26 protein-coding genes are annotated in these 23,912 nt (G+C 52.7%); 7 read left to right on the top strand and 19 right to left on the bottom strand.

Features of this window, described 5'->3' with window-relative positions; all coding sequences use genetic code 11:
* Nucleotides 1–40: 40 nt before the first annotated feature.
* Entirely contained in the window at nt 41–937 is an 897-nt protein-coding gene (locus EDM54_RS12470; protein WP_003386270.1) for a LysR family transcriptional regulator, read from the bottom strand.
* A 132-nt stretch (nt 938–1,069) separates the two neighbouring features.
* On the opposite strand from EDM54_RS12470, the gene EDM54_RS12465 reads away from it, so the two are divergent.
* Nucleotides 1,070–2,341 (top strand): APC family permease, encoded by a 1,272-nt coding sequence (locus EDM54_RS12465; protein ID WP_003386271.1) that lies wholly within the window; start codon nt 1,070–1,072, stop codon nt 2,339–2,341.
* A gap of 335 nt (nt 2,342–2,676) precedes the next feature.
* On the opposite strand, the gene EDM54_RS12455 is transcribed toward EDM54_RS12465, so the two are convergent.
* The 10 genes from EDM54_RS12455 to EDM54_RS12410 form a co-directional block, all read right to left on the bottom strand.
* Nucleotides 2,677–3,729: an S-layer homology domain-containing protein gene (locus tag EDM54_RS12455; RefSeq protein ID WP_035988933.1), complete on the bottom strand. Its 1,053-nt coding sequence runs from the start codon at nt 3,727–3,729 to the stop codon at nt 2,677–2,679.
* Nucleotides 3,730–3,930: 201 nt separating this feature from the next.
* Complete coding sequence (gene bshC, locus EDM54_RS12450; protein WP_122958254.1) at nt 3,931–5,553, bottom strand: bacillithiol biosynthesis cysteine-adding enzyme BshC; 1,623 nt, start codon at nt 5,551–5,553, stop codon at nt 3,931–3,933.
* 116 nt (nt 5,554–5,669) lie between these two features.
* A complete protein-coding gene (locus tag EDM54_RS12445; RefSeq protein ID WP_003386275.1) occupies nt 5,670–6,227 on the bottom strand; it encodes a helix-turn-helix domain-containing protein in 558 nt (185 codons plus the stop codon).
* Nucleotides 6,228–6,276: 49 nt separating this feature from the next.
* Nucleotides 6,277–6,696 carry a DUF3397 domain-containing protein gene (locus EDM54_RS12440; protein ID WP_003386276.1) on the bottom strand — a complete coding sequence of 140 codons (420 nt, stop codon included), beginning with the start codon at nt 6,694–6,696 and terminating at the stop codon, nt 6,277–6,279.
* Nucleotides 6,680–7,654: a ketopantoate reductase family protein gene (locus EDM54_RS12435; protein WP_003386277.1), complete on the bottom strand. Its 975-nt coding sequence runs from the start codon at nt 7,652–7,654 to the stop codon at nt 6,680–6,682. Before EDM54_RS12435 ends, EDM54_RS12440 begins: the two co-directional genes overlap by 17 nt.
* Nucleotides 7,655–7,811: 157 nt before the next feature.
* Nucleotides 7,812–9,350: an acyl-CoA carboxylase subunit beta gene (locus EDM54_RS12430; RefSeq protein ID WP_122958253.1), complete on the bottom strand. Its 1,539-nt coding sequence runs from the start codon at nt 9,348–9,350 to the stop codon at nt 7,812–7,814.
* 19 nt (nt 9,351–9,369) lie between these two features.
* Nucleotides 9,370–10,143, bottom strand: a complete 774-nt coding sequence (locus EDM54_RS12425) for an enoyl-CoA hydratase-related protein (protein ID WP_003386279.1) — start codon at nt 10,141–10,143, stop codon at nt 9,370–9,372.
* On the bottom strand, nt 10,140–11,072 hold the full coding sequence (locus EDM54_RS12420; protein ID WP_122958252.1) for a hydroxymethylglutaryl-CoA lyase: 933 nt from the start codon (nt 11,070–11,072) through the stop codon (nt 10,140–10,142). Before EDM54_RS12420 ends, EDM54_RS12425 begins: the two co-directional genes overlap by 4 nt.
* A gap of 49 nt (nt 11,073–11,121) precedes the next feature.
* Entirely contained in the window at nt 11,122–11,334 is a 213-nt protein-coding gene (locus tag EDM54_RS12415) for an acetyl-CoA carboxylase biotin carboxyl carrier protein subunit (protein ID WP_003386282.1), read from the bottom strand.
* A gap of 14 nt (nt 11,335–11,348) precedes the next feature.
* The gene (locus tag EDM54_RS12410; protein WP_024983990.1) at nt 11,349–12,692 is read right to left on the bottom strand and encodes an acetyl-CoA carboxylase biotin carboxylase subunit; all 1,344 of its coding nucleotides are present in this window, start codon (nt 12,690–12,692) and stop codon (nt 11,349–11,351) included.
* 272 nt (nt 12,693–12,964) lie between these two features.
* On the opposite strand from EDM54_RS12410, the gene EDM54_RS12405 reads away from it, so the two are divergent.
* Nucleotides 12,965–13,432: an N-acetyltransferase gene (locus tag EDM54_RS12405; protein ID WP_003386284.1), complete on the top strand. Its 468-nt coding sequence runs from the start codon at nt 12,965–12,967 to the stop codon at nt 13,430–13,432.
* Between the two features lie 78 nt (nt 13,433–13,510).
* On the opposite strand, the gene EDM54_RS12400 is transcribed toward EDM54_RS12405, so the two are convergent.
* From EDM54_RS12400 to EDM54_RS12390, 3 genes are all read right to left on the bottom strand, one after another.
* A complete protein-coding gene (locus EDM54_RS12400) occupies nt 13,511–14,140 on the bottom strand; it encodes an RsfA family transcriptional regulator (RefSeq protein ID WP_024983991.1) in 630 nt (209 codons plus the stop codon).
* Nucleotides 14,141–14,287: 147 nt separating this feature from the next.
* Complete coding sequence (locus EDM54_RS12395; RefSeq protein WP_003386286.1) at nt 14,288–15,043, bottom strand: enoyl-CoA hydratase/isomerase family protein; 756 nt, start codon at nt 15,041–15,043, stop codon at nt 14,288–14,290.
* Between the two features lie 88 nt (nt 15,044–15,131).
* The gene (locus EDM54_RS12390) at nt 15,132–15,509 is read right to left on the bottom strand and encodes a Spx/MgsR family RNA polymerase-binding regulatory protein (protein WP_003386287.1); all 378 of its coding nucleotides are present in this window, start codon (nt 15,507–15,509) and stop codon (nt 15,132–15,134) included.
* 248 nt (nt 15,510–15,757) lie between these two features.
* Between EDM54_RS12390 and EDM54_RS12385 the strand changes: the two genes are divergently transcribed.
* Nucleotides 15,758–16,486 (top strand): helix-turn-helix transcriptional regulator, encoded by a 729-nt coding sequence (locus tag EDM54_RS12385; RefSeq protein ID WP_024983993.1) that lies wholly within the window; start codon nt 15,758–15,760, stop codon nt 16,484–16,486.
* A 133-nt stretch (nt 16,487–16,619) separates the two neighbouring features.
* Nucleotides 16,620–16,889 carry a DUF2626 domain-containing protein gene (locus EDM54_RS12380; RefSeq protein WP_003386289.1) on the top strand — a complete coding sequence of 90 codons (270 nt, stop codon included), beginning with the start codon at nt 16,620–16,622 and terminating at the stop codon, nt 16,887–16,889.
* Between the two features lie 58 nt (nt 16,890–16,947).
* On the opposite strand, the gene EDM54_RS12375 is transcribed toward EDM54_RS12380, so the two are convergent.
* A complete protein-coding gene (locus tag EDM54_RS12375) occupies nt 16,948–18,093 on the bottom strand; it encodes a class I SAM-dependent methyltransferase (RefSeq protein ID WP_024983994.1) in 1,146 nt (381 codons plus the stop codon).
* A 124-nt stretch (nt 18,094–18,217) separates the two neighbouring features.
* Here EDM54_RS12375 and EDM54_RS12370 point away from each other — a divergent pair, with 124 nt between their 5' ends.
* Nucleotides 18,218–19,285, top strand: a complete 1,068-nt coding sequence (locus tag EDM54_RS12370; RefSeq protein WP_003386291.1) for a coiled-coil domain-containing protein — start codon at nt 18,218–18,220, stop codon at nt 19,283–19,285.
* A 31-nt stretch (nt 19,286–19,316) separates the two neighbouring features.
* Here the strand turns inward: EDM54_RS12370 and EDM54_RS12365 are convergent, their stop codons facing one another.
* Entirely contained in the window at nt 19,317–20,678 is a 1,362-nt protein-coding gene (locus EDM54_RS12365) for a CapA family protein (protein WP_122958251.1), read from the bottom strand.
* A 55-nt stretch (nt 20,679–20,733) separates the two neighbouring features.
* Nucleotides 20,734–21,381: an MBL fold metallo-hydrolase gene (locus EDM54_RS12360; RefSeq protein WP_122958250.1), complete on the bottom strand. Its 648-nt coding sequence runs from the start codon at nt 21,379–21,381 to the stop codon at nt 20,734–20,736.
* Between the two features lie 62 nt (nt 21,382–21,443).
* On the opposite strand from EDM54_RS12360, the gene EDM54_RS12355 reads away from it, so the two are divergent.
* Nucleotides 21,444–21,941, top strand: coding sequence for a hypothetical protein (locus EDM54_RS12355; RefSeq protein WP_122958249.1), 498 nt, complete (start codon nt 21,444–21,446; stop codon nt 21,939–21,941).
* 73 nt (nt 21,942–22,014) lie between these two features.
* On the opposite strand, the gene EDM54_RS12350 is transcribed toward EDM54_RS12355, so the two are convergent.
* Together EDM54_RS12350 and EDM54_RS12345 are read right to left on the bottom strand one after the other, a co-directional pair.
* The gene (locus tag EDM54_RS12350; protein WP_122958248.1) at nt 22,015–22,566 is read right to left on the bottom strand and encodes a hypothetical protein; all 552 of its coding nucleotides are present in this window, start codon (nt 22,564–22,566) and stop codon (nt 22,015–22,017) included.
* Nucleotides 22,567–22,674: 108 nt separating this feature from the next.
* Nucleotides 22,675–23,121, bottom strand: coding sequence for a hypothetical protein (locus EDM54_RS12345; RefSeq protein WP_003386298.1), 447 nt, complete (start codon nt 23,119–23,121; stop codon nt 22,675–22,677).
* 129 nt (nt 23,122–23,250) lie between these two features.
* Between EDM54_RS12345 and EDM54_RS12340 the strand changes: the two genes are divergently transcribed.
* Nucleotides 23,251–23,724: a DinB family protein gene (locus EDM54_RS12340; RefSeq protein WP_122958247.1), complete on the top strand. Its 474-nt coding sequence runs from the start codon at nt 23,251–23,253 to the stop codon at nt 23,722–23,724.
* Nucleotides 23,725–23,912: the final 188 nt, after the last annotated feature.

Here is a 23,912-nt window from a genome sequence, read left to right as displayed (position 1 = left end):
TATAACCAAAAAAGCAACTATTCCGCTTTGTTTTTGCCATTTAGATCTCACGGGCAGGCATCCCTTCGGTCAACAGATTGAAAAAGTGGCGCATCGCTCGCGGCATCCACTTCTTTTTATGGTATACGAGCTGGCGGTAAACGCGAATGTCTGGATGCGTAAAGGGCAAGACCGAGATCGTCCCCTTTTTCACCTCTTCGGCCACAGCGATCATCGGGACAAGTGCGATTCCCAGCCCGTATGCCACACACTGCTTGATCGCTTCCAGACTGCCAAACTCGAGCGAGGGTTCCAAGCTCGCTCCACTGTCGCGCAGGACTGACTCGATCATCGACCGATAGCTGCAGCCCGCCTCGGGAAAAATCCACTGTTCGCCATTGAAGTCACTCGCTTCAACCCGTTTTCGCGAAGTCAGCGGATGTTCGGGAGATGCAATGACGACCAGTTCTTCTTCTCCGAGATTTACGCTTTCCAAGTCGGGGTGGGATTGCAGCCAATCGAGTACAACCGCAAAGTCGTAAGTGCCCTCCTTGACACCCTGACGGAGCTCGTAGCAGATCCCCGGATTGAGCAGCACCCGAATCTGCGGCTGCTCGCGGCGAAACTGCTGCAAATAGGGGGGCAAGTAAAAAGCGGCGAGAGATTCCACTGTCCCGATGGTCAACGTGCCGGCTAGCTGAGCCTCTTCACTCAGTTGGGCCTTCGCCTCATCAAGCAGTCCGAGCAGCTGCCCGCTGTATTCCAGCAGCACTTCTCCGGCATGTGTCAGCCTGATTTTTCGTCCCCACCGCTCGAACAGGGTGACGCCAAACTCCTGTTCCAGATTCTGTATCTGAGTCGTAACACTGGATTGGGCATAACCAAGCACTTCAGCCGCTCGGGTAAAGCTGTGCCATTTCGCCACTTCGCGAAAGGTCTGCAAATAACGGGTATCCATCGGGCTCTCCCCTTTATTATTAAATCGTTTTTTTCGATTCTCATCATCGAATATTATAGATAACTCCGATGATAACGTCTATGCTACACTTCAAATACCAACAAATAAATAGCTTTCGGGAGACGAATTTACATGAAAAACTCGACTTCTCACACGTCAGGACTGGCGAAAACGCTGTCGCTTCCCCATATCGTCGCCCTGTATATCGGTGCCGTGATCGGTTCGGGAGTGCTGCTCATCCCCGGGATGGCGGCAGAAATGGCCGGCCCCGCCTCTGTCCTCGCCTGGCTGTTCATGGCCATCCTCGTACTGCCGATGGCCATCACCATGGGGCTGTTGTCCGCCCGACACCCTAGCTCAGGTGGCGTCTCCACTTACGTCAGGATGGCTTTCGGAGACCGCTATGGAAACATGGTCGGCTGGTTTTTTCTGTTGTCGGTTCCGATTGGCGCCCCGATCGTCGCTGTCACAGCGTCCCACTATGTCGCTGTCCTTTTGCAGTGGAGCCAGCTTCAAGTGTATCTCGCTGCAGGACTGATTCTTGGTTCTGTCGTCCTCATGAACGTATTTGGCCTGAAAGTCGCAAGCCGCGTCCAGACGGTTGTCGTTTCATTGATCGTGGCTATTTTGGTGATCGCGGTATTGGCCGCGCTGCCCCATGCTTCTGCCAGTCACTTTACTCCATTTGCCCCGAATGGCTGGCTGAGTGTCGTGCAAGTGGCTGGCCTGTTGTTCTGGTGCTTTATCGGTTGGGAAGCGGTGACACACCTCTCCGAGGAGTTTGTCGATCCGGAGAAAAACGCGGTCCGCGGCGTCCTGTGGAGTGCATGCATCGTCGCTTTGCTTTACTTCGCCGTTGCCCTTATGACCGTTGCTACCCACAGCTATGGCGAAGGCCGGTCGGAAGCATCTCTGAGCGTGATGGTTCAGCTTTCGTTTGGCCCGATCGGAGGGTGGATTGTCAGTGTGACGGCCCTGTTTATCTGCGTCGCTGCGGCCAATGCGTATATCAGCGCCGCTTCCCGAATTGCCTATGCTTTGGCTCAGGAAGGCACGGCCCCGCGCTGGTTTGGCCGTCTCCATTCCAAATACGGGACGCCGGTCGGCGGACTGCTCTTTTTATCGATTTGTTTTTTCATCGTTCTATTCGTTCTTGCCATGGGCTGGATTGATCTCGCTCGTCTCATCCAGTTTCCCAACGCGACTTTTTTTGCCACCTATATCGGGGGCTGTCTTGCCGGTGTCCGACTCTTGAAGAACAGCCGGTATGGACGTATCGCTGCCTGGACATCGCTGATCGTTACCGGTGGGCTTTATCCTTTTCTCGGATGGTCGGCGCTTTATCCGCTGGTGATTGCCGGCGTTCTCCTGATATGGGAAAACTGGCAGCGAAAAGCTTCATAACCTGATGGCAAAGGAGCGGGCTTCGACATAAACAATGGGCATGTGAATAGGTATCAGTCCAAAAGATGATAGTAAAAACGATTCATTTCCCAAACAAAAAAACAGCCGTTTCCGAAACAAAAAACAGCCGTTCCCTGCTTGTCAAACTTGAGCAGGAATGGCTGTTTTTCTTGTTCTCCGGCTTTACTCCGTCCCAGTTTGCAGGACAGTCTGGCAACCGTCAAACGAGCACGTGTAATCAATCTTTGTTTTTGCTGCCACCGTATCATCATCGTTTCGCTCGTCCCGTTCTATTGAAACGGGCAGCAAATTTTCCGCCTTTCCGGCAGTCCCTGCTACTCGTCTTTTCCGATCAACCGGAAGTCCTTTCCGTCCGCGGACGCGAGATAGAACGTCCTGTCTACACTGCCGCCCAGCTCTCCGGAATAGTATTGGACGGTCATCCGGTACTTGCCCTCGCTGATTTTCGCGTAGTAAATCAGTTCGTCAAAACGCGGAAAGCGAATGAAATCATAGACGTCGTATTTCATAAACGAGAAGTGCTCTTGCAGGAACTTTTCACTGACGGGCAGCTTGTTTTTTTGTACGTAGCTGACCAGATCGTCGTATCGCCGGATTTTCTCCTTGTCCATAACGGTTGTGACAAAGCTGTCTACCGCTTTTGTCATCGCCTGGCGCTCCGCCTCGGTTACCTTCCCCGGGTACAGCTCCTCCTGCGCTTCCCTGATCCTGTTCAGGAGGACCACCGCCTGCGCCCTGCTGACTTTGTCATTCGGGCGGAACGTCCCGTCCGGGTAACCAGCCATAACGCCTAGTTTATAGATCGGATACACCATCACTACCTGATGCTCATTGTCCACTGATACATCACTAAAAAAGCGGGACGTCGTACCCCGGTATTTTTCTCCCTCTGACTGTTTACCCAGCGCAGCCAAGGTCAATCTTGCCGCCTCAACGCGCGTCAGCGGCTCCTCAGGCTTTCCGCTCGGCAGTATGCCAGCTGGCAGCAAATGCTTATACGTTTTTTCCGACCAGCGGCCCTTCACGGGTTTCAGGTAAAGGTCCTGCGCGAAATCATCCGCTTCGTGTCCGTTAAATGGCGGCAGCATGCGCTCAACCAGCGCCATGAACTGCTCCTGGGAAACAGGTGTCTCCGGCCGAAACGTTCCATCCGGAAATCCTTGAACCCATCGTGCGCTTACCGCTTCTGCTATCTCTTTTTTGGCCCAATGCCGCTCGGTATCCACGAAGGTACCGCTGCTGGCTGCCAGATCGCTAATGCGGGCCTCGGCCGTCTGTCCCCCTGCTCCCAAACCGGATAGCAGCCAGGTAACAGAAAGAGCAACGGTCAACACCCATCTGCCTGTCGTCATTTTCTTGCCTCGCATGAAAAGTTTGACCACCTTTCGGAGAAAATCTCCTGTTCAAAAGGTATGACGTTTATATGCATGAAATGTTTCGACAAATCCCAACAAAACGGCAAGAAAGTTTTTCCATGGTGCATGGTCAGACCCTTCATTTCCGGGAGCACAAAAAAAGAAGCCGCAACCCGATCACAAACGGTGCGGCTTCACTCATGTTATCCGGTTTTACAGATAGACAACCTGATGGCTGCCATCGTGGACGAGGGGCGCTTCCACGAGCCGGTCGACAAGCGACAGACCGTATTTGTTTACGAACGGGATAATCGACAGCTTCCTCTCCTGCAATCCTCCTGCAGGATTCAGCGCCGCTTCCAGCCTCCACAGACGCCGCTTCCCGATATCTTCCCGCTGCTCCAGCGCCAGAACTAGCCGCCGCTCCAAAAAGTCTACCTGTTCCAATAGACGAGCCGCATTTTTCTCCGCCAACTGCTCCATTCCCGGCTCCAGGAGTGCAACCTCGCTGACGAGCGGCTGATACAGCTCCTGCATGGCGTCCCGGACATGCTGAAAGCGGTCCGTCAAGGGATGGGCTCCCCTGCTCGCTTCCCATTCCTCCTTCCACGCGGCAAACGAAGCCAGCGCCTTGTCGATGGGTAGGTCGAAATCTTTCAGCAAGCGGGCAATCGCCCCTTCAACCAGGGTGACGGAGACCCGCGGGAGCACGATCGGCAGCTGCTTGCCAAAAGCGGCAAACATCTCCTTGAAATACGCCCAGTAAGCAATCTCCCCCGCGCCAGCCACAAAAGCCAAGGTCGGGAAGAGATGCTCCTGCATCAGCGAGCGGGTGACTACATTGGAGCTGAATCGACAGGGATCTGTCTCGGCCAGCTCAATCATCTCCTCGCGGGTATACGTTCCCCGGCGGGTGACGAAGCGATCTCCGTGGCGGAGCAGCTGCAAACGATCCTTTCCTTCATACAGGAAGAGATTCGCCTCCTGTCCCCCCACCTCCAGCTGAAGCGGGTAGCCTGCACTCTCCAAACGGCCAGCCGCGTCGGCTACAAGCGCGCTGAGCTCCTCATTTCGCTGCAAAACTTGCGTAAAAACCGGCTTTTCCAGCTCTCTGACAAAAGGGAGAGAAGATTCGACCAGAATCAGGCCGTGCTTGCCAAACAAACTGGTCATCAGGCGGGCAAACCAATCGACGACGGTTTTTGACGATGCAGCAGCCTCTTCCACCCACCTGCGGATCGCCGCTGTCTCCTCCGTCTCTGTCAAATTGGCGAACAGCTTCTCCATGAATGCCTCGTACTCCGCACGTCCCAGCGGCACACTGCTGGCCGAAGGGCGTCCCGTACGCGGAAGGGAGATTTTCTCCTTATGCAGCTTTGTCTCTTGATCGGTGAGCCAGAATGTGTGGTCAATCTCATCGATGTCGTGATCCTCGCCGGCAATCCAGAACACAGGAACGACTTCTGCATTCAACTGTGCCGAAAGCTGCCTTGCAGCCTGAATCAGATGGACAGCCTTGTAAATCGTGTACAGCGGGCCAGTAAGGACACCAGCCTGCTGGCCGCCGATCACAACCATAGTACCCTGCTTTCGCAGCTTTTCGATCCCTTCCATCGCTCGCTGATGATTGCCGATCGCTTGATTGTAGGCAAGCAGCCCATCAGCTAGTTTGTCTCTGTGGGGAATCTCATTGTTCTGAAGCCACTCGAGCCGTTTCCGGTACGACTCCATCTGGTACGGGGGGTAGGTAAAAAAACGCAGCGCGTCGGCGTTTCCCAGCTGGTAATCATGAGCCAGCCGGTTGGCCAACGGCAGCGATACGCATTCAACATTCATAGAAGCTCACCTTTCTTACTCCATGTCACTGCAAATTATACCATGCCCCCCTCCCCCAAAAAAACAAGACAACCCGCCGTAATGGGTTGTCAAAGTGTAATTGCCATTGTATGCAATTAAAATTGCGGCGGAGTGACGGACCAGATCAGAACCGCTTCTTCCTCGCCCGTATTTTCGACACTGTGTGATTTGGTGCTGTCGAAAGTGATGCTGTCGCCGGCCTCCAGTACGTGCTCTTCATCGTTGAATCGCACGGTAACCGTTCCCTTCGTGACGACAAAGCACTCTTCTCCTTCGCCTTGCACGAATTTGTCCACTACCATTTCGCCTTTTTGCAGCTTTACTTCCAACATACCCAGTTTTGAGCTTCCCCCCGCAGACAATAACGCGTACGTCCCTGTTGACTCGGGAAAAACCATCTGTCTGCGCTTCGGCTTTCGCGTAACGTGGACCTGCTTCTGGTCGATGTCCTCGAAGAAATGGATGATCGAAGCCTCCAGAGCCTTCGTGATTTTCCACAGGGAATCAAGAGAAGGCTGAGAAATGCCGCGTTCGACCTGGCTGAGCAAGCCCTTGCTCAGTCCTGTTTTGTTCGCCATAATCTCCAGGGTAAAGCCACGCTCTTTCCGAATCATTCGAATCTTATGCCCAATCGATTCGATGGGAAGCCTCATAAATCCTACCTTCTTTCTTTATTGGTATATGTATCGGTGCCGCGAGTGTTTATACGTCGCCCATCGTCTTAAAGATCCCGGTTGTATACAGCACTACGTAGACCAGTCCAAACAGGAGGAAAGACAGTCTCCAAACCGAGAAGCTCGCCTTCAACAGCGACAGCTTACCTTTCAGCCTGATTTGAACCCAGCCGATGAGTCCAATGGCCGCGAGAAAAAATCCGGTAATCCACCACCACGCAGACAGCGCTTCCGGCCAAATTACGCTATACGCGACGACAACGGCACGAATGAGCAAAAAATTCGTGATATTTACAGCCCAGCGTCCGGCCAAACGCCGGTCCTTTTTCCACAGATACACCAAAAAGTACGCCAGTGGGAATCCAAGAAAAGGAAACGCGGTCAACGTCGCCCAAAAATAGGTCCACGTCGTTGAAAAAAACGACCAAAGCTTACCCAAAAAGGTCAATGGCGGCCTCTCCCTTCCCCTTCACCATGTCTGTCTTCAGAAGCACGGCGCGCAGCAATGTCTCATGCATCGGGACGGGTATTCCGGTTTCCCTCCCCTTTTGAACGAGATAACCGTTGATAGCGTTTACTTCCGTGTGATTCCGCCGCCGGATGTCTTGCAACATTGAGGAAATGTTACGGGAAGTATTTCGGCAAATTTTTACAACTTCCTGCCAATCTCGCTCTTCAATTTTTTCACCGCAGCGCTCCGCTACGGCCGCGGCTTCCCAAAACAGTTCTTTCATGAATGTCACGGTGTGCGGGGATTCAAGCAGCATGCCGTTTGGCATCTCGAACAGAGCTGTCAACGGGTTGATCAAGGCATTTGCCAGCAGCTTTCTCCAGGCGAATGGTTTTATCGTATCCTCATAAACGGCCTGAAAACCACAGCGGTTGGCAAGCTCTACGAACGCGTTGCAGATCGGATCGCGCTCATCCTGTTCCGTCCAAGGACCTATGCGCAAAAGTCCCGTTCCGGTATGCTCGACCTCTACAGGGGACAGCCGGCGCGCTCCTTCCGTATTGCTTGCAAAAAAACACTGACGGCTTTCAAGCACCTGTGTCAATTTCTCATAATGTCCCATGCCGTTCTGGAGGGCCAATACCCGCGATGCAGCAGAAAGGTGGCGAAGATCAGGCAGGATCGCATCAAGATCCGACTGTTTGACCGCCAGCAGGTAAAGGTCTCCTTGCGGCAAACCGTCTTCCATCGGGTTGCTTCGGATTGAAGCCTTCTGCATCGTTCCGTCGAGCTGGCGAAGGGTTACTCCTGCTTGCGTCAAGAGCTGCGCCTGCTCGCGGGTGCGGGTGACGAGTGTGACTGACTGCCCGCTCAGCAGCAACCTGGACGCATATAAAAGCCCTACAGAACCGCCGCCTATGACAACCAAATGGAGTGGTATCGACTGAAGCTGCATTTGTTCACCTACATTAATCAATACTTATTTCAAGAATACCAAAGTTGCTGGCAATGATCAATTATTCCTACGTAAAAAGATCGAAATTGTCAAAAAAATATTCACCTGCCGAAATAAAAAAGGCCATCCCTCTTGGGACGACCAGCGGGCGAAATGGTCACACCGGATAAACGGGGTGCTTTCGCTCTGAAAAAATCTGCTTCTTGTTCGCATAAACGTCAAATCTTGCAATCAGCTCCCGCCTCAGATCTTCGGGAGGAATGATCGCGTCCACGATCAGATTGGAAGCGAGCAAATAGATGTCGATATCTTCCTGGTACTCCTTCCGTTTTTGCATGATAAAGGCTTGCCGTTCCTGCGGATCTTCAATGGCTTGAATCTTGTTGCTGTAGACAGCATTCACCGCTGCTTCCGGCCCCATTACGGCTATTTGCGCTCCCGGCAGCGCGAGGCAGGAGTCTGGTTCAAAAGCGGAGCTGGCCATGGCATAAAGTCCTGCTCCGTAGGCCTTTCTCACGATAACCGAAATTTTCGGAACCGTCGCTTCCGCCATCGCGGATATCATTTTTGCTCCGTGGCGGATGATGCCGGCCCGCTCGACCGCCGTGCCGATCATGAAGCCCGGTACGTCCGCCAAAAACAGCAACGGGATTTGAAAGGCGTCGCACAGCGTGATGAACCTCGCCGCCTTGTCAGCCGAATCGACAAATAAGACGCCTCCCTTTACCCTCGGCTGATTCGCCACGATACCGATCGGCTTGCCATCGAGACGGGCAAGCCCCGTAATCAGTTCCTGCGCAAACAGCTTCTTCACCTCAAAAAACGAGCCTTCGTCGACCAACGCGTCGATCAGTTCATGCATGTTGAACGGAGCATTTTGATTCTCCGGGACGATCTCGCTGATTTTTTTCGCGTCTGGACGAGGCGACTTGGCGGCCCCAACCGGAGGCTTGGCCGTGTAGTCGGCAGGAAAGTAGCCGAGATAGCGGCGAGCGGCAGAAATCGCCTCTTCTTCATTGGCTGCCAGTACGTCTCCGCAGCCGCTGACAGAGCAGTGCATGCGGGCACCGCCGAGCTCTTCCAGTGTCACCTTTTCTCCGATCACCATCTCGGCCATCCGCGGGGACCCCAGATACATGCTGGCATTCTTGTCGACCATGATGACGATGTCGCAAAACGCCGGGATATAGGCGCCTCCGGCAGCGGAAGGTCCAAACAGGATGCAGATTTGCGGAATTTTGCCGGAGAGCTTTACCTGATTGTAAAAAATTCGACCTGCCCCCCGCCGGCCCGGGAACATTTCAAGCTGGTCCGTAATCCGTGCCCCTGCGGAATCGACCAGGTACAACAGCGGCACCCGCATTTTCTCCGCCGTTTCCTGAATGCGGATGATTTTCTCGACCGTCCGGGCACCCCAGGAGCCTGCTTTTACCGTAGAATCGTTCGCCATGACGCAGACCGTCTGTCCGTTTACTTTCCCGATAGCCGTAACGACTCCGTCTGCCGGCAGGTCGCCAGCCATAAAGTTGGCAAACAGGCCGTCCTCCACGTGAAATTCGTCGTCAAACAGAAGCTTCAAGCGATCACGGACAAACAGCTTGTTCTGCTCCTTCAGCTTGGCATGGTATTTTTCGTCTCCGCCCTTTTCCACCTGGGCGATGCGTTCTCTCAGCATGTCTTCTGCTTGTTTGCTCATGGGTGCCTACTACCTCCTCTTATTCGCCGCGATACACCGGCTTTCGCTTCTCTTTAAAGGCGTCGAGTCCCTCCTGCCGATCACGGGTAGGGATTAATACCTGATAGGCGTTGCTCTCCATGGCCAGCCCCGTAGCCAGGTCAGTCTCCAGACCGTAGTCGATCGCATACTTGGCCTGAGCCAAGGCGATCGGGGCATTTTCGGCAATCTCGCGGGCAAGCGACAGGGCAGCCGTCATGACTTGATCGGAAGCCGCCACCTTATTCACCAGTCCGATGGCAAGCGCTTCCCCGGCAGCTACGCGGCGGGCCGTAAAGATGAGCTCCTTTGCCACTCCTTTGCCGACCAGCCTGGGAAGCCGCTGTGTTCCGCCCGCGCCGGGAATGATCCCGAGGGACGTTTCCGTCAACCCCATCTGGGCTGTCTCGCTCATCACACGCAAATCACACGCGAGAGCCAGCTCCGTGCCGCCGCCAAGGGCAATGCCATTGATGGCTGCGATTACCGGCTTGGGAATCCGCTCCAGCTCGCTGAACGTGTCGCGGATTGTTCTGATGTAATGCTGTACCTGCAGATCAGTCATGGACCGCCTCTCCTTCAGGTCGGCCCCGGAGCAGAAAGCCCTGTCTCCCGCTCCGGTGACGATCAGCACACGCACGCTCCGATCCACGGCTGCCTCGGCAACCGTTTGCCGCATCGCGAGCAAAGTGTCCAGGTTGAGGCAGTTAAACACCTCAGGGCGGTTTATCGTCAATATCCCGATCAGTCCTTCTTTTTCATACAAGACAGTCATGCTTTGCCTCCTTCTGCCCGGGATTCGGGTTGTCTTCTGTGCGACTGGGCCAAGGCGGCCTGGAGCACCTTGGATGGCAGGGCGCGTCCCAAAAGCTGCTGGACATACGCTCCCGCCTCGACCAGCTTCTCCAGGCTGACCCCTGTCTCGTATCCCATCCCGTGCAGCATGTAAACAAGGTCTTCGCTCGAAATGTTTCCAGATGCCCCCGGCGCATATGGACAGCCGCCAAGCCCTCCGATCGAGCTGTCAAAGATCCGTATGCCCTCGTCCAGCGCTGCGGCGACATTTGCCAGACCAGTACCGCGGGTATCGTGAAAGTGGCCGGCCAAGCGCTCAGTCGTAACATCTTTCACAAGCGCCGCATAAACTTGATGAACCTGCAGGGGTGTAGCCACTCCTATCGTATCGCCAATCGAGACCTCATAGACCCCCATCGAAATCAGCTCATTCGTGACTTTGCGGGTGTTGTCCAGGGGAACCTCTCCCTCGTAGGGGCAGCCGAACACCGTCGACACATAGCCGCGGACACGCATGCCCAAGGCCAATGCTTCCCTGGCTGTCTCCCGAAGGACGGGAAAGGTCTCCTCGATCGACTTGTTAATGTTTTTCAAATTGTGCGTCTCCGATGCGGACATGAACAGGGCTACTTCGGTCAAGCCGCACTCCCGCGCCCGCTCCAGCCCTTTCAGGTTTGGAACAAGGGCGCTGTACCTCACGCGTGACTGGTGCGGAAGCGAGCGGCAAACCTCTCCCGCATCAGCCAGTTGGGGAATCCACTTCGGGTTTACGAAGGAGCTCGCTTCCACTCTTTGCAGTCCGGCTTCCGCCAGCATCTCGATCAGCCGGATTTTTTCCGGAGCGGAGAGCACTTTTTGTTCGTTCTGCAGTCCATCGCGCGGTCCGACCTCGACAATTTGTACCTGCATGGACGCTCCCCCTTTCCTAGCGGGCGCTCAGTTTAGAAGCAGCCCCATTCTATTCCAGTACGACGATCACATCTCCATCGTTGACAAAATCGCCGCTGTTGACTTTGATCTCGGCAACAACGCCGTCTGCTTCCGCCTGAACCGGCACTTCCATCTTCATTGATTCCAGTACGATCACATCTTGACCGGCTTTGACTTGATCGCCTTTTTGCACCAGGATGTTGATGACTGTTCCTGCCATCGTTGCTGCTACATTCTTCATTTTGCTCGCACTCCTTAGACTGATTTTTGTTTCCGTTCCTGGATGAAACGAGTGGTATAGGTTCCCCGGACGAACTGCTCGTCTTCGAGTACCTCCAGCAAGAATGGAATATTGGTTTTGATTCCGGTGAGGACAAATTGCTGCATTGCCGCTTTCGCCCGCTTGATCGCTTCGCTCCGGTCCGCTCCGGAAGCGATGACCTTGGCAATCATCGGATCGTAGAACGGGGTCACTTGTGTCCCTGTTTCCACACCGTCGTCGATCCGGACGCCCTCCAGCTGCGGCGGCTGATACAGCGTGATCGTTCCCGGCGAAGGCATAAACGTGACCGGGTCTTCTGCATAGACCCGCAGCTCTATCGCGTGCCGGATCGCCTTGATATCTTCCTGAGCAAATGAGAGTTTTTCTCCTCTCGCAATAGCCAGCTGCATGGCGACCAGATCAAGTCCGGTCATTTCCTCCGTGACAGGGTGTTCTACCTGCAGGCGTGTATTCATTTCCAAAAAATAGAATTGTTTGTTTCCATCGACGATGAACTCTACTGTTCCGACACCGGTGTAGCCTACAGCACGTGCTGCCTGCACCGCTGCGCTGCAGAGCTTCTCTCTCGTATCGTCGTCCAAAAAGGGAGAAGGACTTTCCTCCAGTACCTTCTGATGTCTTCTTTGGATCGAGCACTCTCTCTCCAGAATATGCAGAACGTTTCCGTGAATGTCCCCGGCGATCTGCACTTCGATGTGACGTGGCTCATCGACATAGCGCTCAATGTACATCGCATCGTTGCCGAAGTACGCCTTTGCCCTGCCCTTTGCCGATTGATACGCTTGCCTCAGCTCGGCTTCGTCACGGCAAATCTGCATGCCGATCCCCCCGCCGCCAGCGCTCGCTTTCAGCATGACCGGATACCCGATCTCCGAAGCCAGCTGCGCCGCCTCGTCAGGAGACTGCGCGGGTTCCTTGCAGCCTGGTACGATCGGGACTCCTGCGTTGTGCATCACGTTTCGAGCCGTCAATTTATCTCCCATCTGGGCGATCACCTCTGGCGATGGACCGATGAAGAGCAGGCCTTCCTCCTGACAGCGGCGGGCAAACGCAGCATTTTCGGACAGCAATCCGTAACCCGGATGAACGGCATCCGCCCCTGTCTGTTTGGCCGCAGCGATGATGGCGTCTACATTGAGGTAACTGTGCGGTACCGGTGGCGGGCCGATATGTACGGCCTCGTCTGCTTCACGGACAAAGGGAAGATCTTTGTCTGCGTCTGAAAACACCGCTACCGTCCCCAGCCCCTGCTCCCGGCAGGTGCGAATAATCCGCCTGGCGATTTCCCCGCGATTGGCGATCAATACTTTTCGCATGGCAACGCTCCTCTCCAAGACCAATCGGCCGGCACCGTGAAACCGTTTGCAACTCGTCCGGGCGATTGTCGAAATTGTTTTGCTTCTCTCTATTTTGCCATGAGATATGACATAGTTCTAGGTTGAAATTTAAATTTTTTCCATGGAGACGAAAACATTTTTTGCAAACAGATGGGACAAAAGGAGAAAATGCGCTCAGATGTAACCGATTTTGTGTATAATGATAAGTAATGTTATGGCAAGGCAAAGCGCGTGAGAGGAGTGGCTTACTCATGTTTGAGGTAAAACGTCTAAACATCAACTACAAGACTTTGGAGGAGTTTCAAAGATTCCGCGAATTTGGCCTGGAGGAGCTTTCGATGAAGGAAGACCTGGAGGCGAACATCGTGGAAAACGATTCCGAATCTCCTTTCTACGGCATCTATGACAATGATTTGCTGGTGGCGCGGATGAGCCTTTACAAAATCGACGGCAAGTACGATCGTTACTTTGCCCCCGCTCAGGATTACTACGAGCTGTGGAAGCTGGAGGTCCTTCCGGATTATCGCGGCAAGGACTACGGTACTGCTCTGGTGAACCATGCCAAGAGCTTCGGTGCCCCGATCAAGACCAACTCCCGCTGTCGTGCGGATGAATTCTGGTTGAAGATGGGTTTTACTCCGGTCAAGTACAACCCGGTCCGTGACCGCGGCGAAAACCCTTATGTATGGCTCCCAGAGGGTGTCGGACTTCAAGACTGACGGGGTTTGAAAAACGAAAGAAGCGGCTATGCGGCCGCTTCTTTTTCATGATTCGCTGTCCCTTGCAGACTTTCGGGTCTATTTTTCCACCCTCTCCAAATTCCCGTTCTCGTCCATTTTGAAAATGGCTTTCACGGGCTCCTCTTCATTCAAGAAGGCCATTTTCCGTGCACGCTCCATGATTTGAACCAACGCTTTGTAATCCTCGTTGACTCCCTGGACCTGTTCCAAGTCTTTTTTCATCCTGTCGTGCGCTTCCTTCAACTCTTTTATCTCCAAAACCTTTCCTTCCAACTCTTGTTCAAGCTGCCGTACCTTTCGGACCAAATCCTTGTGATTCATCAGCATCCGAATCACTGCTTCAATCTGCTCCTCGGCTGAGCCGCTTGGCGAGAGCTGCTGGACCGGCGATTGCTGTTTTCTCAGAAGCTGTGCCTCTCCATTTACCTCTGTTTGGACAGAAGTAAGCCGTCCCATCTTTTTCAACTGCTGCCGCTGGTTTTTCGCTATCACGATCGCTGCGTCATATCTTTTGCGCACACAACTGTTCCAGCGAAATCCGCATGCGGCCGCCGTACGCCCAAGGCGTTGCCCTACTTCTTCAAAAGCAGCAAGCTGCGTCCCGCCCTCGCGAATATGGCGTAGGGTGACTTCCGCCAACACCAGATCGTCATCTTCAGTCCATGCGTCCTGTCTGGAAGCTACCATGTATGAAGTCCCTCCCGTTACCTTTAAAAGGATGATGTACTCCATCCTATGCTTTTTCCTACTCTGGTAGAATCGTTTTCTACTAGAAAAAGTATGTCCAAGCACACAATTGTTTAAACGGGAGCGGAGTTGGCGAGTTCCTATTCTCTATTTGCCTAAAAATTTCTCTACAAGACGCACGTGCTCGTCATTTCCCCATAGCTCGGCGCATTGGCTGACTTCCCGGCGCGTGCGTTCCGCCAGTGACAACCCTTTTCGCTTCCAGGCGAGCATGTCCATATATGCTTCGATGCTGGCCAAGGGACGGGCGGCGATTGCCGCGGCGAACTGTTCCGTCTCCTCGCGCAGGCGCTCAGGATGGCAGACGCGGTCCACCAGTCCGTAGCCTTTCGCTTCTTCGGCGCTGAGTCTTGCCCCTGTCAACAGGAGGGCCAGTGCTTTGGACTCCGGGAGCTTGTCCAGCAGCCGCGAGCCTCCTCCCCAGCCCGTCGTGATATGGAGCCCGATTTGCACAAAGCCCAGCACTGCGGTTTCACTGGCGAACCGAAAGTTGCAGGAAATCGCAAATTCACTGCCCCCGCCGAGCGCATGTCCATTGATCATGGCAATCGTAGGCTTTTTTGCAGTCTCCACTGCCTGGAGCACATCCGCCACCTTGCTGAGGATGGGCAGAGCCTGCTCCTTGCCGCGAGCAGCGATGAATTGCCTCACATCCCCGCCGGAGACGAAGCTCGCACCTTCCCCGGTGAAAATGATTACTTTGATTTCCTTATCCGCCGAAGCGTCCTCGATTGCCTGCTGCAGCTCTTCTGCCATTTCCAGACTGATCGCATTATGTACCTTTGGACGATGAAAAGTGATTGTCGCGATGCCGTCCCGTTTTTCTACCCGAATCGTTTCCACCCGGTCTCCACCCTTTCTCGCTCGTTTTCCCCATTGTAACCCCCTCTGAAAAAAGAGAAAAGAGAAGGGGGCTACCCTTCTCCTCGAATTAGGAAAGCAGGTTTTTCATAGCAGATTGATTGAAGCCGACGATCAGGTTCTCGCCGTCAGTCAAGATCGGACGTTTCAGCAATTGCGGTTCTTCGCTCAACATTTCCAAAAGCTCGCTCACAGACATATCGTTGATGTCCACATCCAGATTTTTGAATCGCTGACTGCGTGTAGACAGGATTTCATCCAACCCGTTCGTTGTCATTTTGATGATCTCCAGCAGTTCTTCTGATGTGGGCGGATTTTTAAACAAATGACGCTCTTCATAGTTCACTCCGTTTTCCGCCAGCCATGCCTTCGCCTTCCGACAGGAAGTACAGCTCGGATACGTGAAAAAAGTCAATTTTTGGGTACGTGTACGCTCTGCAACAGCCATCTTATAACCCTCCATCTCATCTATCGCATAATCAGCTATCTAAAAGTAAGCTAATAAAAAAACCTTTTCTACTTTGGATTATAAATGTGGTATTAACACTATGTCAATAGTATTAAATCTAAAAAATACGATTAGATATAACGGCAATCGACAGCGCTAAAACCCATCGGCTGCACACTCTTACCTTAACAATCGAAGAAAAATCGGATACACTTAATGTAATTTGTCAACGGAAAGGGGAGAACGGTATGGAATGCGATGCTCAGAAACTTACAAGCGCTTTGGCTGATTCTACCCGTTTTTCAATATACCAGTACGTTTCCAACAGCAGGGAGCCCGTTACCGTTCAAGACGTGGCCGAACACTTCTCGATCCATCCCAATGTAGCCCGTCTTCATCTCACCAAGCTTGAGGATGTCAATCTGCTCAGCTCAGCTTCTGACAAGAGCGGAAAAGGCGGGCGTCCCAGCCGTCTATATTCGCTTTCCGATCAGGTGGTCAGCCTGCAATTTCCTCCGCGAGATTACCGCCTCTTGGCGGACATAGCGATAGAAAGCATCCTTTCACTCGGCGAGGCCGGGGAAGCTGCGCTAACCAAGATGGGCTATCGGATGGGAACGGAAATGGCGAAACGCGCCTTGAAGGAGTTCCCTTTAGATGAAAACAAAGCTTCCTTTGAAGAAAAGCTGGAGCATATACACCGGCTGGTCGTCGCCCAAGGCTTGAAGCCTGACATCGAAGCGCTCCAGGACGGACGTTTGCGCTTTCGCGTATTCAATTGCACCTTTTCCGAAACGGCCAAGCGCTATCCTTCCTCTGTATGCAGGATGCATAACGCCTTGTTGACGGGAATATTTGAAACATACTTTGGGCAAATTGAGTTACGAGAAGACGAATCGATGCTGAGCGGCTGCCGCTCATGCAATTACACGGTAGTCCGCGTACCCGAGCTGGACTGCCAAATGTCGGTTGATTAGCTAAACCAGCAGCATTTACCAAGACAGTCAAAAAACCGTCATACCTTCCCGTTTACACGTCTCCTCCTGTCCTATATAATGGGGAAGGAATCTTGTAAATATTGCCGACTTGCTGCAAAAGGAGGGATTACAGATGGATCGTATGTATCGCGTACTCGGCTTCTGGACGATCGCAATCGCGCTGATGTCGTTCTGGGCTGGCTTGTACCCGATGGCCCTGTTGTTCTTCGGCCTGACCGCATTCTTTGTGGCGCTCAGCTACATGAATCTGACTGAGCGGGCATACTTGAACATCTTCTTCGGTTTTATGTTTGTCTCCTTCGTTGGGTTCACCTATTACACGTTCTTCGTGATGCCGGTAGGACCGCAAGAGCACTCCATGATGATTCAATCGTTTCTGTAAGAAAAAAGATGCTCACATCTGATGAGCATCTTTTTTTCTTGGCATCTTCACGCTGCCGTCATCTTTTCTCCCCGTACTTTTCTGCTGTTTGGAAACGAAACCCGTGACTTGTAACCTCCCCTTTTGCTTGCACCAGCACCCGGAACATCCCGCCCAAGCCCCCTGGGTAAATCAGCTGTTGGATTGCTCTGTTCCGTTTCATCGCCTGGCTGGTAAACGGATCTCTGTCCGTATGATTGACCGCTTTTTCCAGTATCCCGCTCCTGATCAGAAACTGATCCTGGCGCATATACGTGACCTTCTGAAATCCCTCCCGCTCCCCTGCGCGGATCAGCGCGGAGAAATTGACATGCGCCGTAATATCTTTGTCGCCGACATGCTCGTATGGATTATCATCGGCTTGGTGACGGCGGTAGCACATCAGCGTCCCCCGCTTTCTGCTCGGATGGTATAGCTCCTCCTGCAAGTCGCCGTAATCGATGGTCATCACGTATCCAGAACGGAGCAGCCGGGAGAGTTGTGCGAATGTCTCCTCGATTCCGAGATTGGCTTCCACCCGCATGCCTATGGGCAATCCATTGTCAATCTCGGCCAAGTAACGGGCCAGCGGAGGGATCGGGTCCCGATAGCACTCTGCCAATTGATCGCCGTTTTTGGTGACCCATACCTCTTGCCAGCCCTTCTGCGTTTTTTCAGCGATATGTACCGGAAAAGCATCCAGCCACTCATTGGAGAACACGACACCCTGCAGGCTCTCGGATGCTGCCGCTTGCTCGAGACTTTGATAGGTGCGGACGGGCAGCCCCCACTTCGACAGCGCCTGTTTCTGCAGCTCCCTGTGATACGGACTTGCTTCGATCAGGACGACCTGGATGGAATCGAACAAATGCGGAGAGCTCTCCTGCAATCGAGCAAGCATGCCGCTGCACAATGCCCCGGTCCCGCCACCGATCTCTATCAGAGCAGGCGAACGCCATTTTCCCGCGTCCCACATCTCTGCCACCGCGTCAGCCAAGGTCTCCGCAAAAACCGGGTGCACAGATGCACTTGTAAAGAAATCGCCTTCCTTTCCGATCTTTGGGCGGCTGTTTGTATAATAGCCCTCGCTTTCATCATACAACGCCAGCTCCATGAAGCGGACAAACGGGATTGCCCCCTCCGGATGGCTCTCTATTTCCTTGTAAATTCTGGATATTGTCGTCATCTTCACTTCTCCTGCTATCCAAATTCCGCCAACTAAGGCTATAATACGAAAAGAGATCATACAATGTGGTGAGAGCGTATTTGGCTAGTTGCTCCAATCACGCTACGAAACAAAAGGTGAAGAGATGCGTAAAATTTTGCTCGTGTTACTGCTGGCCGCGATTCCGCTTACCGCTTTTGCCCAGGAAGCGCCTCCTTTGGAACAATTGATCCTGCAGCAGCACTTTACACAAAAAGAACTGGAAAGAACCTTGGGCCTGATTAAACAGGAGGAAGGAAAGCTGAGCGGGGAAATAGCCCGTCTCGATCTGGACATGCAACGGCAAAAGGCAGTCATCGAAGCGATGAGGAGACATGCTGGTGAAGTCGCCAGAGCCTATTACATGGGAGAACGAGTGTCGTTTCTGACACTTCTGTTTGATGCCGAGAATTTCAACGATTTTCTGTTGATGTTTGAGTTTCTGCAGCTTCTCTATGAGCGGGATATCTCGCGCCTGGAAAAATTTCAGGCAGAACGCGCCAAGATGACAGCTCTGCAAGCAGACAAGCTGGAACGGTTGACGGCCCTGCAAGACCTGCGCAAGCAATACGAGCTGCAGCTGGCCGAAATGCTGGCCGTCCAGACGGAAAAAGAAAAAAACCTGCAAATGGTTGGAGATGCAACCAGCGTGCAATCGCTGATGGACCATTTGATCGTCGATTGGCAAAAACGCGGTCTGCCCGCCTTCCAAACCTTCTTTACCCAGTTGTCGACCGTCATGTTCCAAATTCCCGAGCTGGCGACACCGGAGAGAATCCAGTCGGAAGGGCTGTTCCTTCACACGCTGACGATCAATCAGAATGATTTCAACCAGTTTCTGATGAGTAAAAACGACCTGTTCAAACAGTCTCGTTTTCAATTTGAAAACAATCAGCTCATCGTTGAAGGTGAATACGATCACATGAAGCTTCGGCTCGTCGGATCATATGAGCTCGTTTCGCCGAAACAGTTGAAATTTAAGATCAATGAATTGTATTTCGACGGCTTTGCCCTGCCTTCCTCCACTGTTGAAGAGATGGAGAAGCAGTACGACCTCGGCTTTTATCCGGAATTGATCTCCCCGAACATTCAGGTGCAGGGGATCAGCATGATGGATGAAGAACTCCGTTTGCAGCTGAAGGTCAACTTCCCCTTTGGCTTCGGAAAAAAATAAATCCCCCTTGCACGCAAAAAAGGCCAGCTTCCTAGCTGGCCTTCGTCTGTTTATTCATCGAATTCAGATGCGTATCCATTTCCTTTTGCAGCCGGTTCAGGAAATCGGCCAGTTCCTTGCCAAGCACAGGCGGCTTCTGACCTTGCTCCATGGCTGAAACAGCGAGCGGTACAGGATAAATGACATAATGACGTTTTCCATTCTTCCGATAATAATGAACATAGGTTGTCGTCCATTCCGCTTTTTCCACTTTGGCTTCTCCTGATTCTCCTTTGTACAAGGTGAGCTTCAGGATCACTCCTACGTCTTTGTAATCCCGGCGTTGGGCGGAAATAAAATTGCCCAGTGAATAGGCGATAAATCCGGTGTGGGTACTCCCATCCTCCAGTGTCATCGTCTTCCATTCATACGGCTGCACGACATGGGGGTGCGCCCCTAGCACCAGGTCGGCTCCGAACTTGATGCACAGCTCGGCAGTCTCCCGCTGCTTGGCGTTTGGCATGCGCTGGTACTCGTTTCCAAAATGGAGCGCGACCGCGACCAGATCGACACCCGCTGCTCTTGCTTTCGCGATGTCTGCCTTGATCAGATCGGGATTGATCAAATTGACCAGGTAAGGCTTATCCTTTGGAATCGGAATGCCATTCGTCCCGTACGTGTACGAGAGCAGCGCCATCGTAAAGCCGTCTTTGTTCAAGATAAGCGGCTCATTGCGGCTTGCTTCGTCCCGAAACGTTCCGGTATGGAGCAAGCCGACCCGATCCAACTGATCGATTGTTCTCCGCACGCCCTTTTCTTTTCGGTCCATGGAATGGTTATTGGCTGTCGTCAGGGCGGTAAAACCGAGCTGTTTTAGCGTATCGGCCAAAGAATCCGGGGAATTGAACATCGGATAACCGGAATAGCGCAGCTCTTGCCCGGCGAGTGTCGTTTCCAGGTTGCCGATCAACCAGTCGGCTTCTTGAAAAATCGGTTTCACGTACGCAAATGACGGTGCAAAATCATAGGTTTTTTTATCCGGCAAAAGAGCGGCTTCCAGTTGTTCGTCATGCACCATGATGTCACCTACAGCCATTAGCGTAATGCGCTGCTCCGGAAAACGGGAAAGCGGTGCCGATAGTCCCGCTGCATGGTTGGTGCCGGACTCTTCCGTGGAGACATCTGCTGGCTCGTCTACAGGTTTGTCTGTTGGTTGGTCTGTTGGTTGGTCTGTTGGTTGGTCCGTTGGTTTGTCTGCAGGTGCCTCAGCAGGTAAGTCAGCCGGCTCTTGAGCCGCGGCGGAAGAGACAGGGGCTGCTGTGGTTTGATCGGTCTTTCCTGTCTGCGGGACACATCCAACTGTTCCCCAGCCAAGCGCAACGACGATCACCAGTGAACACCATTTTTTTCTCATGTATCAGTAAACTCCTTTTGTTTTCCTGTCCTTCCACTCGCTTCCGTGGGGCGCTCTATCGAAGCATCCCCGTTACGTATGGATTGAAGGTTTTCTCTGCGTCGATCGTCGTTTTGGGGCCATGTCCCGGGTAGACGATCGTATCGTCATCCAGTTCAAACAATTTGTCTTGAATGCTGATCATCAGCGTCTCAAAGTCACCGCCTGGCAAATCCGTTCTGCCGATGCTCTGGGCAAACAGCACGTCGCCGCCAAAACAATGTTTCCCTATGACAAACGAACAGCTTCCCGGGGAATGGCCCGGTGTATGCAGAACGCGGAGAGAAAAACCGGCAAGCTCCAGCATCTGTCCACCGGCCAATTCATATTCGGCTGGCTCACAAATAATCGGTTCCGGCAAATTCCAGCGGCTGGAACCATTCAGGTCGGGATTCGTCAACCATTCACTCTCCAAAGGATGGATGTAGACAGGCGCTTTTGTCAACGCTCTGACAGCATTCAAACCGCCGATATGGTCCAGATGGGCGTGGGTCAGCAGCACAGCCGCTACCTTTTTGCCTTCCAGTGCACGAAGAAGAGGTTCCGGTTCCATTCCCGGATCGATGACGATACATTCCTGTGTTTCCGGATGGGTCAGCACATACGCATTTGTCTGAAACACTCCAAGCGCAAAGCTCTCGATTTTCATATTGGCCTCTTTCATGTGAAACCTCCTTATGAACTATGATACGATGAAAGAAAACGGCGTAAAGTGGAGTGATGACGATGAAACGAATGTTCGGTGTTGAAATGCAAGCCCCGGCCGGCAAGCTTCCCGGATTCTATGCTCAAGTCATACATAAAATCGGAGACAATGTCAATGTGTTTGACCGCGATGGACAGCTGCTCATCGTTGAAGGCGAGCATGATCGTCAAAAGCTGAACGAGCTGTTGACGAAAGCCTCGATGCTGGGAGAGGAATTCTCCCTTTGGCTTCTCCCTCCCGACACGGAAATCATTCACCTGGATGACATCGGGTTTGAAAGCCAGGAAGGCCATACTTACCTGTATGCAGATCGGGTCGCATTTTTTTCGCTTGATGTATCCGCAGGTGACGATCAGGATCAATGGGCGGCGCTGGAACAAATGAAGGAAGCCATCCTCGGGCGCATTCCCTCCACGCCGGCTGATTTGTACCTGATTGATCCTGCCCATGATCAGTTAATCGACGGAATTGCCCGGGCCTACAACATCTCTGTACTCTGGCAGGACAAAGACGTGTAAAAAACCATACGCTACCCGAAGGATGCACGCATGGCTGTTTGCGAACGTTGTATCCGGCATCTAGTCACTCTGGTCAATCGCCAATCGTATCGAATCGAAAGCCGATCACCTTGTCATCGTGAATACTGAATAGCGCCTTGTACTTGCTTCCTTGAAGCGACACTTCCTGCCCGGGCTTCGCCTGGCCATACAGCTCCTGCAAGCGTTGGAAGCTTTCGTAGACAGTCAATCCGCGATTCGTGGCAAATTGGGCGGCTTTTTCCGGAGGAACGCCTCCGACTGCGATCGATTTCAAGACACCTTGCTTCACCATGACTATCAGTTGGGTATCGTCGACCAGGAGCAATCCCATGACAACGGTACCGGCTCCGGAAGCCATTTGGTCCAACGTATAGCTCTCTCTCGTCACAGCATCCATAAAATCGGCCTTTGCCGGCTTCAGGACGTCCATCGCCTCTTTGACGTTTTGTCCCAAATAAATGCCGCGAATGCCGTATTCTTGCGGATTTTCCGGATCAAATGCGGCGGACAATCCTCCCTTTGCCGATTCAGCCGATCCGCACGCCTGAAGCAGAAAGACTGTCAGCAGGAAGCAAATTGCCAAAAGTCCGTACTTTCTTCTCATGCCTGCTTCTCCCTTTTTTTCTCAAAATTGCACAAGGCTATCTTATCGCAAGAGCTGTGCAAGGGGCAATAGAGCGTACGGCACTCGGGAAAGGGAAAAGGATGCCTCCTATTGCTTCGGGCCGCTCACCTTTTGCCGCGGCTTGTTGGGGATATGGTTTCCGTTCATATTATGCTTCCAGCACTCGAGAATTTTTAGGAGCGACGCAAAAAACGGAGAGCCGAAGACTGCGACGATTCCCCACATCCACGTACCCAACTGCCAGGAGTTCTCTACAAAAGCAGATGGGGCACCGACTAGAATCAAAGCCGGGTCTAGCCGGAGAAAACCAAAAATCAGACCGGCTGCGACAACAGAGATGAGCAAATTCAGGAATTTTTTGTAGTGGGAAAGCCGGGCAGCATGATTGTGATCCTCCAGCCTGTCTTCTTTTGCTTCGTAATCTGTATTTAGAAAAGGTACGACCGATTTGACAGCCTCTGTCACCCCTGCGGCCGCGCTGGAAACCGCCGTGATGTAAATCAAAAAAGAAATAGATGTATCCAGTGTAACCATGCTTCACTCCCCCCTTGCTTCATCTTTATGGGGAAAGAGACAACCATAGCACATTCGGATATTTTCACCAGCGACAATTTCAAGTAACATTTTTTTGTATGGATACGAAGATGGAAGGCGGTAATGCGAATGAACATTGAACATGCTTGGGATCATTACGATGTAGTCCGCAGTCTTACGCTTGCTACGCTGCAGGCAACGAAGGAAGAGCAGGCCGACATTGTGCCGGAAGGGTTTTCCAACAATATCCGCTGGAATATTGGCCACGTTTTATTTACCCAGGATGCTCTGCTCTACGGGGGAAAAGCTCCGCACCTCCCCGAATCTTATGCGGCCCTGTTCGGCCCCGGCACAAAACCTGCCGATTGGCAAGGGGAGCTTCCTACCCTGGAAACATTGAACCAACAATTGGCAGAGCAAACGGAACGGATTAAAAAAGAGTTTGCCGATCGCTTTGAAGAAAAGCTTCCCAGCCCGTTCAACCTTCGCGGAAAAGCCGAAATCGATACATTTGGGGGCATGTTTTTATTCAGCTTGTACCATGAAGGCATGCACGCAAGCACGGTTACATTGTTGAGAAAAGCTCTGCAAAATCAAGCTTAGCCGTTTGCCCGGGATACCGGGCTTTTTCTTTTGCCTGACAGGAAGTCAAAAAAAATACCACCCGAGAGGTGGCTAAGAGTTTATGGCAGGTCGACCTTGCTGAAATTAAGTATTTGATTGAATATTCAGAACTAAAATCACCACGGGCAGGCCCATTGTGGACCACCATTCAGACATACGCAATCCGG

It is taken from the genome of Brevibacillus borstelensis (assembly GCF_003710865.1).
GTDB classification, from domain to species: Bacteria; Bacillota; Bacilli; order Brevibacillales; family Brevibacillaceae; genus Brevibacillus; species Brevibacillus borstelensis.
This window is presented reverse-complemented; position numbering and strand designations above follow the sequence as displayed.

Coding starts and splice junctions, on each gene's coding strand:
- EDM54_RS12470 (WP_003386270.1), bottom strand. CDS start 937: ATGGATACCCGTTATTTGCAGACCTTTCGCGAAGTGGCGAAATGGCAC.
- EDM54_RS12465 (WP_003386271.1), top strand. CDS start 1,070: ATGAAAAACTCGACTTCTCACACGTCAGGACTGGCGAAAACGCTGTCG.
- EDM54_RS12455 (WP_035988933.1), bottom strand. CDS start 3,729: ATGCGAGGCAAGAAAATGACGACAGGCAGATGGGTGTTGACCGTTGCT.
- bshC (WP_122958254.1), bottom strand. CDS start 5,553: ATGAATGTTGAATGCGTATCGCTGCCGTTGGCCAACCGGCTGGCTCAT.
- EDM54_RS12445 (WP_003386275.1), bottom strand. CDS start 6,227: ATGAGGCTTCCCATCGAATCGATTGGGCATAAGATTCGAATGATTCGG.
- EDM54_RS12435 (WP_003386277.1), bottom strand. CDS start 7,654: ATGCAGCTTCAGTCGATACCACTCCATTTGGTTGTCATAGGCGGCGGT.
- EDM54_RS12430 (WP_122958253.1), bottom strand. CDS start 9,350: ATGAGCAAACAAGCAGAAGACATGCTGAGAGAACGCATCGCCCAGGTG.
- EDM54_RS12425 (WP_003386279.1), bottom strand. CDS start 10,143: ATGACTGTCTTGTATGAAAAAGAAGGACTGATCGGGATATTGACGATA.
- EDM54_RS12420 (WP_122958252.1), bottom strand. CDS start 11,072: ATGCAGGTACAAATTGTCGAGGTCGGACCGCGCGATGGACTGCAGAAC.
- EDM54_RS12415 (WP_003386282.1), bottom strand. CDS start 11,334: ATGAAGAATGTAGCAGCAACGATGGCAGGAACAGTCATCAACATCCTG.
- EDM54_RS12410 (WP_024983990.1), bottom strand. CDS start 12,692: ATGCGAAAAGTATTGATCGCCAATCGCGGGGAAATCGCCAGGCGGATT.
- EDM54_RS12405 (WP_003386284.1), top strand. CDS start 12,965: ATGTTTGAGGTAAAACGTCTAAACATCAACTACAAGACTTTGGAGGAG.
- EDM54_RS12400 (WP_024983991.1), bottom strand. CDS start 14,140: ATGGTAGCTTCCAGACAGGACGCATGGACTGAAGATGACGATCTGGTG.
- EDM54_RS12390 (WP_003386287.1), bottom strand. CDS start 15,509: ATGGCTGTTGCAGAGCGTACACGTACCCAAAAATTGACTTTTTTCACG.
- EDM54_RS12385 (WP_024983993.1), top strand. CDS start 15,758: ATGGAATGCGATGCTCAGAAACTTACAAGCGCTTTGGCTGATTCTACC.
- EDM54_RS12380 (WP_003386289.1), top strand. CDS start 16,620: ATGGATCGTATGTATCGCGTACTCGGCTTCTGGACGATCGCAATCGCG.
- EDM54_RS12375 (WP_024983994.1), bottom strand. CDS start 18,093: ATGACGACAATATCCAGAATTTACAAGGAAATAGAGAGCCATCCGGAG.
- EDM54_RS12370 (WP_003386291.1), top strand. CDS start 18,218: ATGCGTAAAATTTTGCTCGTGTTACTGCTGGCCGCGATTCCGCTTACC.
- EDM54_RS12365 (WP_122958251.1), bottom strand. CDS start 20,678: ATGAGAAAAAAATGGTGTTCACTGGTGATCGTCGTTGCGCTTGGCTGG.
- EDM54_RS12360 (WP_122958250.1), bottom strand. CDS start 21,381: ATGAAAGAGGCCAATATGAAAATCGAGAGCTTTGCGCTTGGAGTGTTT.
- EDM54_RS12355 (WP_122958249.1), top strand. CDS start 21,444: ATGAAACGAATGTTCGGTGTTGAAATGCAAGCCCCGGCCGGCAAGCTT.
- EDM54_RS12350 (WP_122958248.1), bottom strand. CDS start 22,566: ATGAGAAGAAAGTACGGACTTTTGGCAATTTGCTTCCTGCTGACAGTC.
- EDM54_RS12345 (WP_003386298.1), bottom strand. CDS start 23,121: ATGGTTACACTGGATACATCTATTTCTTTTTTGATTTACATCACGGCG.
- EDM54_RS12340 (WP_122958247.1), top strand. CDS start 23,251: ATGAACATTGAACATGCTTGGGATCATTACGATGTAGTCCGCAGTCTT.